This window comes from Luteimonas sp. MC1572 (genome assembly GCF_016615815.1).
In the GTDB taxonomy this organism is placed as follows: Bacteria; Pseudomonadota; Gammaproteobacteria; order Xanthomonadales; family Xanthomonadaceae; genus Luteimonas.
In genome coordinates, this window is record NZ_CP067112.1 from 1189002 (window position 1) to 1205010 (window position 16009).

Consider the following 16009-nt stretch of genomic DNA (forward strand, 5'->3'; position numbering starts at 1 on the left):
CCCAAGGCTTCCATTGCGCGGCATCCGGTTTGACCGTGCGCCATGTGTAGCACAGCCGGGTGCGTCGTCGACGCGCCCCGGCTGTTGCCGGGGTTACGGCATCACCACCTTGATGTCCACGCGGCGGTTGGGCGCCAGGCAGGTGATCAGCGCCTGGCCCTTCTCGCCCACGCACGCGGCCACCGGCTCCACGCTGCCGCGCCCGACTGCGGTGATCCTGTCGGCGGGCACGCCCGCCGCGGCGAGGTAATCGCGCACCGCGGCCGCGCGCTTGCGCGACAGTTCCACGTTGCCCGCGGCAGTGCCGATGCGGTCGCTGTGGCCGATGACATGCACCACCTCCACAGCCGGCAGCGCGCGCACGCGCGCGGCGAGCAGGTCGAGCTCGGCGCGCCCTGCGGGGCTGATGTTGTCGATGCCGGACTTGCCGAATTCGAACAGCGCGTCCCCCGACAGCGTCTGGTCGAAGCTCGCCGGGGCCGGCTCGGGCGCGGGGTCGGGCGGTGGCGGGCTGGATGCACAGGCGGCCAGCAGGCAGGTGGCAAGCAACGCTGCCACGCGTGCGATCGAACGGGTCATGCATTTCCCCTTTGCGTGATTGTCCCGGGCCGGCCGGACGGCCGCCCGCACCGTGGATTCCCCCGGGGCCGAGGATAGCGTCAGGATGTAACCGCGATGCGACGCGCTTCGCGGTTCGGGATCGTCAGCGCGAAAGGCCGTCGTGCAGTGGCAGCACGGCCAGCGACTGGCCGTCGGCCTCGAGCGTGGCGGAGTCGTCGCGCTCCAGCGGGAGTACCGCCAGGGCGAGCGCAGCAGCGGGAAGTCCGGTGCCGGCCGCGTCGCCGCTGCATGCCACCGTGCCCAGTGCCTTGCCGTCGGCCAGCACCTCGCTGCCCGCCGCGGGCGCAAGCGGCGCGCCGAACAGCACCAACCCACGCTTCGCCTTGCCCAGGAAGTGCGTGCGCGCCACGATTTCCTGGCCGGGATAGCAGCCCTTTTTCACGCTGTAGGCCTTCAGCCGGTCCAGCGACAGCTGTTGCGGCGTCCACTGTTCCGTCTGCGACGGCGGCAGCCGCGGCCAGCCGTGGGCGAGGTCGAAGGCGTGCCAGCGTGCCTGCGCCGCCGGGTCGGGTTCGACGGCGACGTTCGAGACGCGCAGGCAGCGGGGCAGGGTGCCATCACCCAGGTCGAGTTCAATGCCGCCGACCGCGTCGCCCGAGAGCGTCGCGTCGCGGGCCGCCGCCGGTGCCGCGAACGCCCCGGCCGCGAACAGGTCAGGGCGCGCCTCGACCTTGACCTTGCTGCGGAACACCAGGCCGCGCAGGCGTGCCGCCAGGGATTCGGTATCGCCGTCCGGTACCAGCAGCCAGGCGCTCTCGGCGCCCAGCCGCAGCACCGCGAACAGCGCGATCACCCGCCCCTTGGGCGTCAGCCAGCCGCTCCACTGCCAGCCGTGGTCGGCCAGCGCGGCCACGTCGCTCATGCACTGCGCCTGCGCGAACGCCAGCGCATCGCGGCCTTCGAGGGTGATGACGCCGTGGTCGGGAAGTGCGAAGAAACCCGTCCGCGGAACGTCCGGCTTGTCCAACATGGCCATGGGAACTAGACTTTCACTCGTGCCTGACCCCGCAATCATAGGCGAAACGCCGCCCCCAGCCGTCCCCGCACCTTCCGCGGACGCGGTGGCAACGCCGCCGCCCGCGCCGGAGTACGGGGGCCGCGACGGCCCCGATCCGACCCGCTACGGGGACTGGGAAAAGAACGGACGCTGCATCGACTTCTGATGCGTTCGCCGCCCATGGCGGCTTGCCATACCCCCACCAGCCAACGCGGCAGACATCGCCGCCCAGCGAGAGATGCCCGCCGCGATGACCCATCCAAACCGCCCACTGTCGCCGCACCTCCAGGTGTACCGCTGGCAGATCACCATGTTGATGTCGATCCTGCATCGCGCCACGGGCATCGCGCTGGTGGTCGGCGCGTTCGGCCTGGCCTGGTGGCTGCTTGCCGTTGCCGCCGGCGGAGACGCCTACGCCTCGGCCAGCGCCTGCCTGGCGTCGCCCCTCGGCCGCATCGCGCTGTTCGGCTTCTCGCTGGCGCTGATGTACCACCTGCTCAACGGCGTCCGCCACATGCTGTGGGATGCCGGGTGGGGCTTCGAGCTGCCGGAGGTGTACCGCTCCGGTTACACCGTGTTCGTGTTGACCGTGGTGCTGACCGCGGCCATCTGGTTCTTCGCGCTGGGAGGTGCGGCATGAGCGACGTGAAAGCAGGCGCCGCCGCGCGCCGCGACCTGCGCACGCCACTGGCGCGCGCCCGTGGACTGGGCTCGGGCAAGACCGGCACCGGCCACTTCTGGTACCAGCGCCTGACCGCCATCGTGCTGGTGCTGCTGGTGCCGTGGCTGGTCGGCACGCTGGTGTCGCTGGTCGGTGCCGATCTCCCCACCGCCTATTCGGTGCTGTCGCGCCCCTATAACGCGATCCTCATGGCGGCGCTCGTGGTGGCGCTGTTCTGGCACGCGAAGCTCGGCCTCCAGGTGGTGATCGAGGACTACGTGCACGCCCGCGCGGTCGAACTGACCCTGCTGGTGCTCAACTCACTGCTCTGCGCCCTCGGTGCCCTGGCTTCGCTGTACGCGATCGCCCGCATCGCGCTGCTTGCCTGACCTGCGAAGCCCAAGATGACCAACGCCTACAAGATCACCGAACACAAGTACGACATGATCGTGGTGGGGGCCGGCGGTGCCGGCCTGCGCGCCACGTTCGGCCTCGCCCACAAGGGCCTGAAGACCGCCTGCATCACCAAGGTGTTCCCGACCCGTTCGCACACCGTGGCCGCGCAGGGCGGCATTTCCGCCGCGCTCGGCAACATGGGCGAGGACGACTGGCGCTTCCACTTCTACGACACCATCAAGGGCTCCGACTGGCTGGGCGACCAGGACGCCATCCAGTACATGTGCCGCGAGGCCATCCCGGCGATCATCGAGCTCGAGCACCAGGGCGTGCCGTTCTCGCGCACCGAGGAGGGCAAGATCTACCAGCGCCCCTTCGGCGGCATGACCACGCACTATGGCAAGGGCACCGCGCAGCGCACCTGCGCCGCCGCCGACCGCACCGGCCACGCCATCCTGCACACGCTGTACCAGCAGTCGCTGGCGCACCAGGCGGAGTTCTTCGTCGAGTACTTCGCGCTCGATCTGATCATGGATGCCGACGGCGCCTGCCGCGGCGTGCTGGCCATCGACATGGCCGAAGGCACGCTGCACCTGTTCCGCGCCCAGGGCACGGTGCTGGCCACCGGCGGCTACGGCCGCGCGTACTTCTCTGCCACGTCCGCGCACACCTGCACCGGCGACGGTGGTGGCATGGCGTTGCGCGCGGGCCTCGGCCTGCAGGACATGGAGTTCGTGCAGTTCCATCCCACCGGCATCTACGGCGCCGGCTGCCTGATCACCGAGGGCGTGCGCGGCGAAGGCGGCATCCTGCGCAACGCCAACGGCGAACGCTTCATGGAGCGCTACGCACCGAACGCCAAGGACCTGGCGTCGCGTGACGTCGTGAGCCGCTCGATGACCATCGAGATCCGCGAAGGCCGCGGCGTGGGCGAGCACAAGGACCACATCCACCTCGACCTGACGCACCTCGACCCGAAGGACATCCACGAGAAACTGCCCGGCATCGCCGAGAGCGCGCGGATCTTCGCCGGCGTCGACGTCGAGAAGCAGCCGATCCCGGTCATTCCCACCGTCCACTACAACATGGGCGGCGTGCCGACCAACTACCACGGCGAAGTGGTGCAGCTGAAGGACGGCAACCCGGACGCGATCGTCCCGGGCCTGTACGCCATCGGCGAGGCCGCCTGCGTGTCGGTGCACGGCGCCAACCGCCTCGGCTCCAACTCGCTGCTGGACCTGGTGGTGTTCGGGCGTGCGGTCGCCAACCGCTGCGCCGAGACCATCCGTCCGGGCGGGCCGCACAAGCCGCTGGCGGCCGATGCCTGCGACCGTTCGCTGGCCAACCTCGACAAGCTGCGCCACGCCAAGGGCGACACGCCCACGGCGGTGATCCGCGACCGCATGCAGCGCACCATGCAGGCCGACGCCGCGGTGTTCCGCACCGGCGAGACGCTGGCCGAGGGCGTGGCCAAGATCCGCGAGATCAACGATTCGTTCGCCGACGTCAAGGTCAGCGACCGTTCGCTGGTGTGGAACTCGGACCTGATCGAGACCTTCGAGCTGCAGAACCTGCTGGGCCAGTCGCTGGCGACCATCGTGGCCGCGGAGAACCGCACGGAATCGCGCGGCGCGCATGCCCGCGAGGATTTCCCGGACCGCAACGACGCCGAGTGGCAGAAGCACTCGCTGACCTGGGTGGACGATGCCGGCAACACGCGCATCGACTACCGCCCGGTGCACATGTACACCCTCGACGACGAAGTCGAAGTCGTGCCGCCCGTCGCGCGCGTCTACTAGGATCAAAGGCAGATGGCTGAATTTTCACTCCCGAAGAACTCGACGATCCACAAGGGCAAGCGCTTCGCGGCGCCCGCCGGGGCCTCGCGCGTGCGCGAATTCAAGGTCTACCGCTGGAGCCCCGACGACAGCGAGAACCCGCGCACCGACACCTACGAGGTCGACCTCGACAAGTGCGGCCCGATGGTTCTCGACGCGCTGATCAAGATCAAGAACGAGATCGACCCCACGCTGACGTTCCGCCGTTCGTGCCGCGAGGGCATCTGCGGTTCGTGCGCGATGAACATCGACGGCACCAACACGCTGGCCTGCACCAAGGCCATCGAGGACTGCGGCAAGGGCAAGGGCGAGGTGCCGATCTACCCGCTGCCGCACATGGAGGTGGTCAAGGACCTGATCCCCGACATGACGCACTTCTACGCGCAATACGCGTCCATCCAGCCGTGGATCCGTACCCAGAGCCTGCCGCCGCCGGACCGCGAGCGCCTGCAGACCAAGGAAGACCGCGCCAAGCTCGACGGGCTGTACGAGTGCATCCTGTGCGCCTGCTGCAGCACCGCGTGCCCCAGCTACTGGTGGAACGGCGACCGCTACCTCGGCCCGGCGATCCTGCTGCAGGCCTACCGCTGGATCGTCGACTCGCGCGACGAGGACACCGGCGCGCGCCTCGACGACCTCGAGGATCCGTTCAAGCTCTACCGCTGCCACACCATCATGAACTGCACGCGCACCTGCCCGAAGGGACTCAATCCCGCCAAGGCGATCGGCGAGATCAAGCAGTTGATGCTGGCACGCCAGGTCTGATCCATCCCGCGCCGGCACCCGCCGGCGCGGTCGTTTCGGGGGAACGGAACACATGCTGGCAACCCATTCGATCCTGCTGCCCGCATTCGTGCTCGTGGCACTGACCTTCGTGGTCATGGTGCGCATGTACGTGACGCGCGTGGCGCAGATGAAGCGCGAGCGCATCCACCCGCAGGCCGTGGCCACCTCGGCGCAGGCCGCGCAGAAGCTCACCGACAGCGGCGCCGCGGACAACTTCCGCAACCTGTCCGAGTTGCCGGTGCTGTTCTATTTCGGCGTGGCGGTGATGCTGGCGCTCGGCCTGCATGACGGGTGGCTGCTCGGGCTGGCGTGGGGCTTCGTCGCCCTTCGCATCGTGCACAGCGCCATCCACTGCAGCTACAACAAGGTCATGCACCGCTTCAAGGCGTTCCTTGCCGGCAGCGCAGTGCTGATGCTGTTCTGGGTCCGCCTTGTCTGGTGCCTGCTGGCGGCATGAGCACGCTGGACGACGACACCGAGATCCGCCGCCTGCGCTGGAAGTGCCGCCGCGGCATGCGCGAGCTCGACCGCCTGCTCGAACGCTGGCTGGAGCGCGAATGGCGGCAATCCCCGGCCGACGAGCGCGCGGTTTTCCTGCGGCTGCTGGACAGCGAGGACGATAGGCTCTGGAAATGGTTCCTTGGCCACGCCCAGCCCGATGACCCCGAACTCGCCGCACTGGTCAGGCGCATCGCCGACCTGCCGCATTGAGTGGCACCCATCGCGCTGGCTGCTGGCCGCGCTGATCCTGCTGTCGGCGCTGGCCGCAAGCGCGCTGCCGGCGAGCGGCCTGCCTGCGCCGCTGGCTTGGATGCTGGTCCCCGTCGTGCTGGCATGTGGGCTGGCATCGGCACGGCGCCACTGGCGCATGCCCTCCGGCATGGTCGCAATCGATGCGCAGCGGCGCGTGCTGGTCGATGGCGTGGCGGTCGCGCAGCCGCGGCTGCACTGGCGCGGACCGCTGGCGGTACTGTCCTGGCGGGATGTCCGCGGCCGCACCCGGCACCGCACCTGGTGGCCGGATACACTGCCGCCGGCGCGCCGCCGTGAACTGCGGCTGGCCGCCGACAACCTGATTCCCGCCCGCGCGACGCCGCAGATGGCACCATAGCGGCCTTCGAGCCCGCGCGAGACCCGATGTTCAAGCCCATCCCCGTGGCCATCGGCCTGCGCTACCTGCGCGCCAAACGCCGCAACGCCTTCATCTCCTTCATTTCCCTGGCCTCCATCCTCGGCATCGCCGTGGGCGTCACCGCGCTGATCACCACACTGGCGGTGATGAGCGGTTTCCAGCGCGAGATCCGTGACCGCATGCTCGAGATGACCCAGCACGCCACGGTGTCCGCCGACGGCGCGCGCATGGAGAACTGGCAGGAGGCGGTGGACGTCGCGCGTCGCGACCCGCGCATCGCCGGCTCCGCGCCGTATATCTCCACCGAGGCGCTGCTCTCCGGCCAGCGCCGCCAGCCGGCCATCCTGCGCGGCATCGTCCCGGGTGATGAAGCCCAGGTGTCGGTGCTCGGCGAGCGCATGGTCGAAGGCAGCCTCGATACGCTGGCCGCGCGCAGCTACAACATCGTGCTCGGGCGCGAGCTCGCCGCATGGCTGGGCGTGCGCGTCGGCGACAGCGTGATCGCCACCACCGACTACCAGGCCTCGCCCATGGGCGCGGTGCCGCAGCTCAAGCGCTTCACGGTGAGCGGCATTTTCGAAGCCGGCTACCAGGAGTTCGACAAGGGACTGGCTATCGTCAACCTGGAGGACGCCCAGCGCCTGCTGCGCATGGGCAATGCCGTCACCGGCGTGCGCCTTCAGATGCACGACATGGACCTGGCGTTCGACATCGCCCGCGACCTCGCGCTGAAGCTCGACGGACCGTACCGGGTCAGCGACTGGACCAGCGAGAACGCCAACATGTTCCGCGCGCTGAAGCTCGAGAAGACCATGATGGCGATCCTGCTGTCGCTGATCATCGCCATGGGTGCGTTCAACCTGGTGTCGTCGCAGGTGATGCTGGTGACCGACAAGCAGGCCGACATCGCCATCCTGCGCACGCTCGGCCTCACGCCGCGCGGGGTGATGCAGGTGTTCATGGTGCAGGGCACGCTGATCGGCGTGATCGGCACGGTGCTGGGCGTGGTCGGCGGCATCGTGCTCACCCTCAACCTGGAGCACATCCTGCGCGCCATCGAGGCAGTGTTCGGCGTGGTACTGATGCCGGCCGACGTCTACTACATCACCGGCCTGCCGACCGAGCTCAACCCGCACGACGTGGCGTGGATCGCCGCGGTGGCGCTGGCGATGGCGTTCGTGGCCACCATCTATCCGGCCTGGCGCGCGGCGCGCACGGCCCCGGCGGAGGCGCTGCGCTATGAGTGAGCACGCGCAGGCAGCGCGCATCAACCACGGCAACGGCCACCAGGGCGAAGTGGTGCGCGCCGAAGGCCTTGGCAAGACCTACTCCGAGGGCAAGCTGCGCACGCCGGTGTTCGACGGCCTGGAGCTGCGCGTGGACGCCGGCGAGACCGTCGCCATCCTCGGTGCATCCGGCGCCGGCAAGAGCACGCTGCTGCACCTGCTGGGCGGACTCGACACGCCCACGGCGGGCGAGGTGTTCGTCTGCGGGCAGGCGATGGGCTCGCTGCCCGACGCCGAGCGCGGCCGGCTGCGCAACCGCGCGCTGGGCTTCGTCTACCAGTTCCACCACCTGCTGCCCGAGTTCACCGCGCTGGAAAACGTGATGCTGCCGGTGATGCTGTCCGGCGCTGCGGTGCCGGAGTCGGCGGCGCGCGCGCGCGCGCTGCTGGAATCCGTCGGCCTCGGCCATCGCCTGGAGCACAAGCCGGGCGAGCTGTCCGGCGGCGAACGCCAGCGTGCGGCCGTGGCGCGGGCGCTGGTCAACAGCCCGGCGTGCGTGCTCGGCGACGAACCTACCGGCAACCTCGACGACAAGACCGCCGCCACGGTGTTCGAGCTGATGCTGGAGCTCAACCGCGCCGAGCGCACCGCGCTGGTGCTGGTCACGCACGACCGCAGCCTGGCGCGCAGGCTGGACCGCGTCCTCGAACTGCACGAAGGCAAGCTGCGCGAGATCGACCCGGCGAGTGCGTGACCACGCGCTGATTTGACGCGGGGCGCGGGGTGCGGGGCACCCGGTACGCCGTACCTCGCGGTGCTTTGAGGAGCAAAGCCACAGCCCGCAAGCTCGCGCTTGGTCGCGGCACTGGCAGCCGGCGGAACGCCCCAAAGTGGCCGGGAGGCCTTCGCGGGGAAGTAAAGGAGGAGGCATCCGCCGCAGGCGGATCCGGGGGACATGAGCCGCGAAGGCCTCCCGGCCACCACAGGGCTCGCGGGGCTCCGGCCACCACGGGGCCCGCCAAGTCACCGCGCCCGGAACGGGGAAGGAACGCAGAGGAAAGGCGGGATCCCTGACAGCTCAGAAGGCTTGCAGGCGATCGGCACTCCCGCGTCCACACGGCACGCTGGGCCTCTTTTGCGGCCCGGGCAGTCGGCAATGACAGGATTGATCGCGGCACCGCCGCTTGGAGTCGGGGCAGCAGGGGCTCTGGTGGCCGGCGCGCTGGCCTGCCTGCTGCTCCCCGCGCTGCCACCGGTGGCGGTGCTCGCGGTGCTCCTGCCCGTCGGCCTGATCGTCTGGTGGCATCGCCGCGATCGTTGGCGGTGGGCGGCGGCCGCGCTGTTCGGCTTCGGACTGTGCGGGCTGCACGCGGCGGCGTCGCTTGGCGCGCAGCTACCGCCGGCCCATGAGCGCGACGATTTCCAGGTCGGCGGGCGCGTCATCGGCCTGCCGGTGCACGAGGCGCGGCGCACGCGCTTCGACCTGCGCGTGCATGACGATCCGGCGCTGCCCGCGTTCCTGCGAGGCGCGCGCCTGCGCCTGTCCTGGTACGACAACGAATGGTCCGATGCGCCATCGCGGCGCGGCGAAATCGTCGCAGGTGGCGAGTGGGAGCTGCGCGTGCGCCTGCGCGCCCCGCGCGGCCTGCGCAACCCGGGCAGCTTCGACAGCGAGAAGCACGCCATGGCGCAGCGCGTGGTGGCCACCGGCTACGTGCGCGCCCCGGAAGATGCCGTGCAGCGCGGGCGGCCGCGCGGCATCGACGCCTGGCGCGACGGCATGGCCGCGCGGATCGATGTGGTGGTCACCAGCGCCTCGTCGCGCTACGTGCGTGCGCTGGCGCTCGGCGACACCCGCGCGCTCGCCGACCACGACTGGGAGATCCTGCGCGCCACCGGGCTTACCCATCTGATCGCGATTTCCGGCTTCCACGTCGGCATGGTCGCGGGCTTCTTCGCGCTGCTGGGTGCGGGGCTGTGGCGGCTGCTGTCGGGGCTCGGGCGCATCGTGCCGCGGCCGCAGGCGTCGGCGGCGGTGGCGCTGGCCGGGGCGGTCGGCTATGCCGCGGTCGCCGGCTTCGCGCTGCCCACGGTGCGCACGGTGCTGATGCTCGCGGTGGTGGTGGCCGCGCGCCTGTGGCGTCGCCCGCTGCGCATCGCCGACGCGCTGGCGCTGGCGGCGATCGCGGTGCTGCTGGTAGATCCGCTCGCGGTGCTGTCGGCGGGCTTCTGGCTCAGCTTCGCCGGCGTGGCGTGGCTGGTGTGGTGCCTTCCGCAGGCGCGCGGCGGCAACATCGCGCGCGAGTTCCTGTCGGCGCAGTGGGTCGCCACGCTGGGCCTGCTGCCGCTGACCGTGATCCTGTTCGGCCAGGCCTCGCTGGCCGGACCGTTCGCCAACCTGGTGGCCATTCCGTGGTGGAGCCTGGTGGTGGTGCCGCTGTCGCTCGTCGGCACCGCGCTCGAAGGCCTGCAGGCAGGCTGGGGCAGCGGTGCGTGGCGGCTTGCGGCCTGGGCCTTCGACCTGTCGTGGCCCGCATTCGAGCGCCTTGGCGCCAGCCCGCTGGCGCTGTGGTGGTTGCCTGAGCCGCGCTGGTTCGCCCTGCCCATGGCGCTCGCCGCGGCGTTCTGGCTGCTGCTGCCGCGCGGCATTCCGGGCAAGCCGCTGGCGGCCCTGCTGTGGTTGCCGCTGCTGTGGCCCGATCGCCAGCTGCCGCGCCATGGCGAAGTCGAGCTGGTGGTCATCGATGTCGGCCAGGGCCTGGCGCTGCTGGTGCGCACCGCGCGCCACGCGCTGCTGTACGACATGGGCCCGGCGATCCCCGAGGGCTACGACGCCGGCGAGCGCACCGTGGTCCCGGCGCTGCATGCGCTGGGCGTGCGCCGGCTGGACACGATGGTGGTCAGCCACGGTGATGCCGACCACGCCGGCGGGCTGGCCGCCGTGCGCCGGCGCTTCCCGGCGCCCCGGTTGCTGGCGCCGGAAGGTGCGGGCATCGACGGTGCAGCGCCGTGCCTGGCCGGCACGCAGTGGCGTCGCGACGGCGTGGCGTTCCGCATCCTGCATCCGCCGCGGCATTTCCCCTACCTGCGCAACGAGGCCAGCTGCGTGCTGCGCATCGAGACGGCGCACGGCGCCATGCTGCTGGTCGGCGACATCGGCGTACCGGTGGAGGAGCGGCTGGTGGGGCGCGTGCCGGGCGACCTCCCGGCTGACGTCGTCGTGGTCGGCCACCACGGCTCCCGGCATTCGTCCACGCCGGGCTTCGTCAGCGCCACCGGCGCGCGCCTGGCGCTGGTCTCGGCCGGCCACGGCAACCGCTTCGGGCACCCGGATGGCGGGGTGGTGGCGCGCTGGCAGGCCGCCGGCGCGACCGTACTGGAGACCGCCACGGGCGGCGGGCTGCGCATCCGCCTCGGCGCCGATGGCTTGGAGGCGGGCACCGAGCGGCAGCGGCGCCCGCGGTTGTGGGACGCGGTGCGCAGGCTCGAACGGGCGGCGCATTCGCCCGCCGCGCTATCCTATCCGCCGGATTGAACGGCGGGCCCCCCGGCCCGGGGAGCAAGGCGTGCTGGAACTGGTCAAGGCAGGCGGATGGCCGATGCTGCCGCTGCTGCTGCTGTCGGCGGTGGCGCTGGCGATCATCGTCGAGCGGTACTGGACGCTGCGCCGCAGCGTGGTGGTGCCCTCCGGCCTCGGCCGCGAAGTGCGCGACTGGGCCGGCCGCGGTGGCCATCTCGACCCCGCGCACATCGAGTCGCTGCGCGGCAATTCGCCGCTGGGCGCGCTGCTGGCCGCGGTGCTGGACATGCGCAACCGCCCGCGCGAGGAGATGCGCGAGCGCGTCGAGGACGTGGGCCGCCACCTGGTGCACCGCATGGAGCGCTACCTCAACGCGCTCGGCACCATCGCCGCCGCCGGCCCGCTGCTCGGGCTGTTCGGCACCGTGGTCGGCATGATCCAGATGTTCCTCGGCATCATGGACGTCGGCATGGGCGAGATGAACGAGCTCGCCGGCGGCATCGGCAAGGCGCTGGTGTGCGCCGCGGCGGGCATGATCGTCGCGGTGCCGGCGCTGATGTTCCACCGCTATTTCCGCGCGCGCATCGACGGCTACATCATCGACATGGAGCACGAGGCGATCCAGCTGATGGACGCCATCGACCACCGTGCCAGTCGCGCCGCCGAACCGGCCGTGGACGCCCACGCCGGCTACGCGGGACACGTCGCCGCCCCGGCGCGGGCCTGAGCGCCGCATGCGCATCCGTGACCGACGCGCCGAGGACGTGCCCGAGATCAACCTCGTGCCGCTGATCGACGTGATCCTGGTGCTGATCATCTTCTTCGTGGTCACCACCACCTTCGACACCCGTTCCATGCTGAAGCTCGAGCTGCCGAGCGCCGAGGCGCGGCCGGCCGACAACGACCCGCAGGCGCTGAGCGTGCTGGTCAACGCCGACGGCCGCTACTTCATCGACGACCGCGAGGCGCTGCGCACCGACGTCGACTCGCTGAAGGCCACCATCCTCGAAGTCGCCGGCGACGACCGCGAGCGCGCGGTGCTGCTGCGCGCCGACGCGCGCACGCCCCACCAGGCAGTGGTGACCGCGATGGACGCGCTCGGCCAGCTCGGCTTCAAGCGCGTGGCCATCGCCACGGCGCCCGAAGCCGGCGCCCGCGCCGCGCCGGCCGCGGCGCAATGAGCGACACCACCGGCAAGACCGCCGCTGCCGGCACGCCCGCGGCAGGCGCGGCCGGGTCCGCGGCCGAAGACGCCGCGCCCAGCGCCTGGGTCACCTACCGCCGCCTGCTCGGCTTCGCCGCGCGCTACTGGCCGCTGCTCACCGTGGCCACCATCGGCATGGTGATCGAGGCCGGCGCCGGCGCGGCGTTCGTGTGGCTGATGAAGCCGCTGACCAACGACGGTTTCGTCAACCCCAAGCCGGAAATGGCGGTGCTGCTGCCGCTGGCGATCATCTTCCTGTTCCTGCTCCGCGGCGTGGCGACCTTCTGCACCGACTACGGCATGGCGCGCTCCGGGCGCAGCGTGGTGCGCGACCTGCGCGAACTGGTGCTGGGCAAGTACCTGCGCCTGCCGAGCAGCCGCTTCGACACCGAAGCCGTGCCCAATATGGTCAGCCGCCTGAACTTCGATACCGAACAGGTCACCCAGGCCAGCGCCGATGCGTTGAAGATCATCATCGCCGACGGCCTGACCATCGTGTTCCTGTTCGGCCTGATGCTCTACACCAGCGTCAAGGTGACCATGGCGATGATCCTGATCGCGCCCCTGATCGGGGTGCTGGTCTGGTACGTGGGCGGCCGCTACCGGCGCATCAGCCGCGGCATCCAGAGCAGCATGGGCGACCTGGCGCACAGCGCCGAGCAGTCATTGGCCGCGCAGCAGGACGTCAAGGTGCACGGCGCGCAGGCGTTCGAGCAGGCGCGCTACTCGTCGCTCGCCAACCGCGTGCTGCGCCTCAACATGAAGGTCGAGACCACCCGCGCGCTGTCGTCAGGGCTCGTGCAGATCCTCGCCGCGCTGGCGCTGGCGGCGATCGTGTGGGTGGCGATCGGCGAGGCGCTCGCCAAGCGCCTGGATCCGGGCGAGTTCATGCAGCTGATGACCGCGATGATGGGCATCATTCCGTCGCTGCGCCGCATCACCAACGTGCAGAGCGTGATCGGGCGCGGCGTGGCCGCGGCCGAGCGGTTGTTCTCGATCCTCGACGATGTCGAAGAAGACGACCGCGGCCGCAAGGCGGTCGATCGCGCCCGCGGCGAACTGGTGTTCGACGACGTCAGCCTGAGCTATGCGCGCGGCGAGGGCAGGGTGGCGCTGGACCACGTCAGCTTCACCGCGCGCCCTGGCACGGTCACCGCGATCGTCGGGCGTTCGGGCAGCGGCAAGACCAGCCTGATCCGCCTGGTGCCCCGCTTCTACGAGCCCGATTCCGGCCGCATCACCCTCGACGGCACGCCGCTCGCGGACTACGCACTCGCCGACCTGCGCCGCCAGGTTGCCCTGGTCGGCCAGCGCGTGGCGCTGTTCGACGACACCGTGGCGGCCAACATCGCCTACGGCATCGAGGCGCCGCGCGAGTCGATCCGCGCCGCCGCCGAAGCCGCGAATGCCTGGGAATTCATCGAGCGCCTCCCGCAGGGCCTGGACACGCCGATCGGCGAGAACGGCGCGCTGCTGTCCGGCGGCCAGCGCCAGCGCCTGGCCATCGCGCGCGCGATCCTGCGCGACGCGCCGATCCTGATCCTCGACGAAGCGACCGCCGCGCTCGACACCGAATCCGAACGCCTGGTGCAGGACGCGCTGCAGCGGCTGATGCCCGACCGCACCACCCTGGTCGTCGCGCACCGGCTGTCGACCATCGAGCACGCCGACCAGGTGCTGGTGTTCGACCAGGGCCGGCTGCTGGAGCAGGGCACGCACACCGAGCTTCTGGCCCAGGGCGGGCTGTACGCGCACCTGCACGGCATGCAGTTCCGCGAAGGTGGCCCGGCATGAGCCGCGTGCGCCAGGCGCCGCGCTGGTGGTTCGACGGCAGCACGCCGCCGCTGCATGCGCGCGCGCTGTCGAAGCTCTACGCCGCGGCGGTTGCCGCGCGCGTCGCGCTGTACCGCAAGGGCCTCTTGCGCCGCAAGAAGGCGGGCGCGCCGGTGATCGTGGTCGGCAACCTGATCGCCGGCGGCAGCGGCAAGACGCCGCTCACGCTGGCGATCGTCGAGCGCCTCAAGGCCGCGGGCTTTACCCCGGGCGTTGCCAGCCGCGGCTACGGCCGCAAGGATGCGCGCGCCGCCGCCTGGGTCGATGCGGGCACGGCGCCGGCCATCGGTGGCGACGAGCCCGTGCTGATCGCGCGCCAGACCGGCGTGCGCGTGCGCGTCGATGCCGACCGCGCCGCCGCCGCGCGCGCGCTGGTTGCCGCCGGCTGCAACGTGGTGGTCTGCGACGACGGCCTGCAGCATTACGCGCTGGCGCGCGACATCGAGATCGAAGTCATCGACGGCCGCCGCCGCCACGGCAACGGCCTGCCGCTGCCCGCCGGGCCGATGCGCGAGCCCGCCGAACGCGCGGCGAGTTGCGATTTCCGCGTGCTCAACGTCGGCAGCGATCCGGACCTCGTGGCCGGCTTCGGCGAATGGCCGATGTGGCTGGCGCCGGGCGACGCCATGCCGCTCGCCGGCGGCCGCCCGCGGCCACTCGCGGCGTTCATCGGCCAGCGCGTGCATGCCGTGGCCGGCATCGGCGACCCGGAGCGCTTCTTCACCATGCTGCGCAGCCTCGGCATCGCCGTGGTGCCGCATGCGTTCGCGGATCATCACACCTACAGCGAGGACGACCTGCGCTTCGGCAGCGACCTGCCGGTGCTGATGACAGCGAAGGACGCGGTGAAGTGCGCGGCGTTCGTCACCGAGCGCCACTACATGGTGCCGGTGCGGGCCGATCTTCCCGAAGCGTTCTGGATCGCGCTGCTCGCACGGCTGCGCGAACCGGCGGCCTGACCATGGACGCGCTCGACTTCATCGTCGCCATTCCCGCGCGCTTCGCCGCGTCGCGGCTGCCGGGCAAGCCGCTGCAGCTGCTCGGCGGCGAGCCGCTGGTGCTGCACGTGGCGCGCCGCGCGCTCGCCGCCGGCGCCCGCGAGGTCTGGGTGGCCGCGGACGATGACCGCATCGCGCGCGCGCTGGAGGGCTGCGGCGCACGCGTGGCGATGACTTCGACGGAGCACCTCTCCGGCAGCGACCGCCTGGCCGAATGCGCCGACATCGCCGGCTGGGCCGATGACGCCGTGGTCGTGAACCTGCAGGGCGACGAGCCGTTCGCGCCCGCGGCGGGGATCCGCGCCGTGGCCGCGGCACTGGTGGCGTCCGGCGCCGAGATGTCGACGCTGGCCACCCCGGTGGACGATGTCGCCACGCTGTTCGATCCCAACGCCGTCAAGCTGGTGCGCGCGGCCAACGGCGACGCCCTGTACTTCAGCCGCGCGCCGCTGCCGTGGCCGCGCGACGCGTTCGCAGCTGAAGGCGGGCGCGAGCGCATGCCCGCCGGCGGCCACTGGCTGCGCCACATCGGCATCTACGGCTACCGCGCAGGCTTCCTGCGGCGCTTCGCGGCGCTGCCGCCGACGCCGCTGGAGCGCACCGAATCCCTGGAGCAGCTGCGCGCCCTGGAACACGGCCACCGTATCGCCGTGGCGCTGACGCCCGAGCCCTTCCCGCCGGGAGTGGATACACCGGACGACCTGCTGCGGGCCGAGCGGCGCATGGCCGGGATTGACAGCTGATCGGTCGATCTGCGAAAAACGGGTGCGTTTTTGGACACCCCCTCCAGGAAAAAG

The 16009-nt window shown here is 71.1% G+C and carries 17 protein-coding genes and 1 pseudogene; 16 read left to right on the plus strand and 2 right to left on the minus strand.

Translation table 11 applies throughout. From position 1 onward, the window contains the following. Positions 1–93 precede the first annotated feature (93 nt). On the minus strand, positions 94–579 hold the full coding sequence (locus tag JGR64_RS05395) for an OmpA family protein (protein WP_199375604.1): 486 nt from the start codon (positions 577–579) through the stop codon (positions 94–96). 124 nt (positions 580–703) lie between these two features. Continuing rightward, the gene (locus JGR64_RS05400) at positions 704–1591 is read right to left on the minus strand and encodes a folate-binding protein YgfZ (RefSeq protein ID WP_199375753.1); all 888 of its coding nucleotides are present in this window, start codon (positions 1589–1591) and stop codon (positions 704–706) included. A 106-nt stretch (positions 1592–1697) separates the two neighbouring features. Between JGR64_RS05400 and JGR64_RS14005 the strand changes: the two are divergent. From JGR64_RS14005 to kdsB, 16 genes and pseudogenes are all read left to right on the plus strand, one after another. After that, positions 1698–1784, plus strand: a pseudogene (locus JGR64_RS14005) (DUF1674 domain-containing protein); the annotation flags it as partial. An 84-nt stretch (positions 1785–1868) separates the two neighbouring features. Continuing rightward, entirely contained in the window at positions 1869–2258 is a 390-nt protein-coding gene (gene sdhC, locus JGR64_RS05410) for a succinate dehydrogenase, cytochrome b556 subunit (RefSeq protein ID WP_199375606.1), read from the plus strand. After that, positions 2255–2668, plus strand: a complete 414-nt coding sequence (sdhD, locus tag JGR64_RS05415) for a succinate dehydrogenase, hydrophobic membrane anchor protein (protein ID WP_199375608.1) — start codon at positions 2255–2257, stop codon at positions 2666–2668. Before sdhC ends, sdhD begins: the two co-directional genes overlap by 4 nt. A 15-nt stretch (positions 2669–2683) precedes the next feature. Beyond that, the gene (gene sdhA, locus JGR64_RS05420; RefSeq protein WP_199375610.1) at positions 2684–4474 is read left to right on the plus strand and encodes a succinate dehydrogenase flavoprotein subunit; all 1791 of its coding nucleotides are present in this window, start codon (positions 2684–2686) and stop codon (positions 4472–4474) included. A gap of 12 nt (positions 4475–4486) precedes the next feature. After that, positions 4487–5278, plus strand: coding sequence for a succinate dehydrogenase iron-sulfur subunit (locus JGR64_RS05425; RefSeq protein ID WP_199375612.1), 792 nt, complete (start codon positions 4487–4489; stop codon positions 5276–5278). Between the two features lie 52 nt (positions 5279–5330). Then, positions 5331–5756, plus strand: coding sequence for an MAPEG family protein (locus JGR64_RS05430; protein ID WP_199375614.1), 426 nt, complete (start codon positions 5331–5333; stop codon positions 5754–5756). Positions 5757–5761: 5 nt separating this feature from the next. Beyond that, complete coding sequence (locus tag JGR64_RS05435; RefSeq protein WP_199375757.1) at positions 5762–6010, plus strand: succinate dehydrogenase assembly factor 2; 249 nt, start codon at positions 5762–5764, stop codon at positions 6008–6010. Next, positions 5958–6410, plus strand: a complete 453-nt coding sequence (locus JGR64_RS05440; protein WP_199375759.1) for a hypothetical protein — start codon at positions 5958–5960, stop codon at positions 6408–6410. The genes JGR64_RS05435 and JGR64_RS05440 overlap by 53 nt, the downstream gene beginning before the upstream one ends. A gap of 26 nt (positions 6411–6436) precedes the next feature. Continuing rightward, positions 6437–7678, plus strand: coding sequence for a lipoprotein-releasing ABC transporter permease subunit (locus tag JGR64_RS05445; RefSeq protein ID WP_199375616.1), 1242 nt, complete (start codon positions 6437–6439; stop codon positions 7676–7678). Further along, on the plus strand, positions 7671–8411 hold the full coding sequence (lolD, locus tag JGR64_RS05450; protein ID WP_199375618.1) for a lipoprotein-releasing ABC transporter ATP-binding protein LolD: 741 nt from the start codon (positions 7671–7673) through the stop codon (positions 8409–8411). The genes JGR64_RS05445 and lolD overlap by 8 nt, the downstream gene beginning before the upstream one ends. Positions 8412–8813: 402 nt before the next feature. Further along, on the plus strand, positions 8814–11192 hold the full coding sequence (locus JGR64_RS05455) for a DNA internalization-related competence protein ComEC/Rec2 (RefSeq protein ID WP_199375620.1): 2379 nt from the start codon (positions 8814–8816) through the stop codon (positions 11190–11192). 31 nt (positions 11193–11223) lie between these two features. Next, positions 11224–11904, plus strand: coding sequence for a MotA/TolQ/ExbB proton channel family protein (locus JGR64_RS05460; protein ID WP_199375622.1), 681 nt, complete (start codon positions 11224–11226; stop codon positions 11902–11904). Between the two features lie 7 nt (positions 11905–11911). After that, on the plus strand, positions 11912–12358 hold the full coding sequence (locus tag JGR64_RS05465; protein WP_199375623.1) for a biopolymer transporter ExbD: 447 nt from the start codon (positions 11912–11914) through the stop codon (positions 12356–12358). Further along, on the plus strand, positions 12355–14175 hold the full coding sequence (gene msbA, locus JGR64_RS05470; RefSeq protein ID WP_199375625.1) for a lipid A export permease/ATP-binding protein MsbA: 1821 nt from the start codon (positions 12355–12357) through the stop codon (positions 14173–14175). The genes JGR64_RS05465 and msbA overlap by 4 nt, the downstream gene beginning before the upstream one ends. After that, positions 14172–15173 carry a tetraacyldisaccharide 4'-kinase gene (lpxK, locus tag JGR64_RS05475; protein WP_199375627.1) on the plus strand — a complete coding sequence of 334 codons (1002 nt, stop codon included), beginning with the start codon at positions 14172–14174 and terminating at the stop codon, positions 15171–15173. The genes msbA and lpxK overlap by 4 nt, the downstream gene beginning before the upstream one ends. A 2-nt stretch (positions 15174–15175) precedes the next feature. Further along, on the plus strand, positions 15176–15955 hold the full coding sequence (gene kdsB / locus JGR64_RS05480; RefSeq protein ID WP_199375629.1) for a 3-deoxy-manno-octulosonate cytidylyltransferase: 780 nt from the start codon (positions 15176–15178) through the stop codon (positions 15953–15955). Positions 15956–16009: the final 54 nt, after the last annotated feature.

Bases quoted from the DNA above. Each gene is read 5' to 3' on its own strand.
- JGR64_RS05430 (WP_199375614.1), top strand. From the start codon at position 5,331: ATGCTGGCAACCCATTCGATCCTGCTGCCCGCATTCGTGCTCGTGGCA.
- JGR64_RS05425 (WP_199375612.1), top strand. From the start codon at position 4,487: ATGGCTGAATTTTCACTCCCGAAGAACTCGACGATCCACAAGGGCAAG.
- sdhC (WP_199375606.1), top strand. From the start codon at position 1,869: ATGACCCATCCAAACCGCCCACTGTCGCCGCACCTCCAGGTGTACCGC.
- JGR64_RS05440 (WP_199375759.1), top strand. From the start codon at position 5,958: ATGACCCCGAACTCGCCGCACTGGTCAGGCGCATCGCCGACCTGCCGC.
- lolD (WP_199375618.1), top strand. From the start codon at position 7,671: ATGAGTGAGCACGCGCAGGCAGCGCGCATCAACCACGGCAACGGCCAC.
- JGR64_RS05465 (WP_199375623.1), top strand. From the start codon at position 11,912: ATGCGCATCCGTGACCGACGCGCCGAGGACGTGCCCGAGATCAACCTC.
- sdhD (WP_199375608.1), top strand. From the start codon at position 2,255: ATGAGCGACGTGAAAGCAGGCGCCGCCGCGCGCCGCGACCTGCGCACG.
- kdsB (WP_199375629.1), top strand. From the start codon at position 15,176: ATGGACGCGCTCGACTTCATCGTCGCCATTCCCGCGCGCTTCGCCGCG.
- JGR64_RS05445 (WP_199375616.1), top strand. From the start codon at position 6,437: ATGTTCAAGCCCATCCCCGTGGCCATCGGCCTGCGCTACCTGCGCGCC.
- msbA (WP_199375625.1), top strand. From the start codon at position 12,355: ATGAGCGACACCACCGGCAAGACCGCCGCTGCCGGCACGCCCGCGGCA.
- JGR64_RS05455 (WP_199375620.1), top strand. From the start codon at position 8,814: ATGACAGGATTGATCGCGGCACCGCCGCTTGGAGTCGGGGCAGCAGGG.
- JGR64_RS05400 (WP_199375753.1), bottom strand. From the start codon at position 1,591: ATGTTGGACAAGCCGGACGTTCCGCGGACGGGTTTCTTCGCACTTCCC.
- JGR64_RS05395 (WP_199375604.1), bottom strand. From the start codon at position 579: ATGACCCGTTCGATCGCACGCGTGGCAGCGTTGCTTGCCACCTGCCTG.
- lpxK (WP_199375627.1), top strand. From the start codon at position 14,172: ATGAGCCGCGTGCGCCAGGCGCCGCGCTGGTGGTTCGACGGCAGCACG.
- sdhA (WP_199375610.1), top strand. From the start codon at position 2,684: ATGACCAACGCCTACAAGATCACCGAACACAAGTACGACATGATCGTG.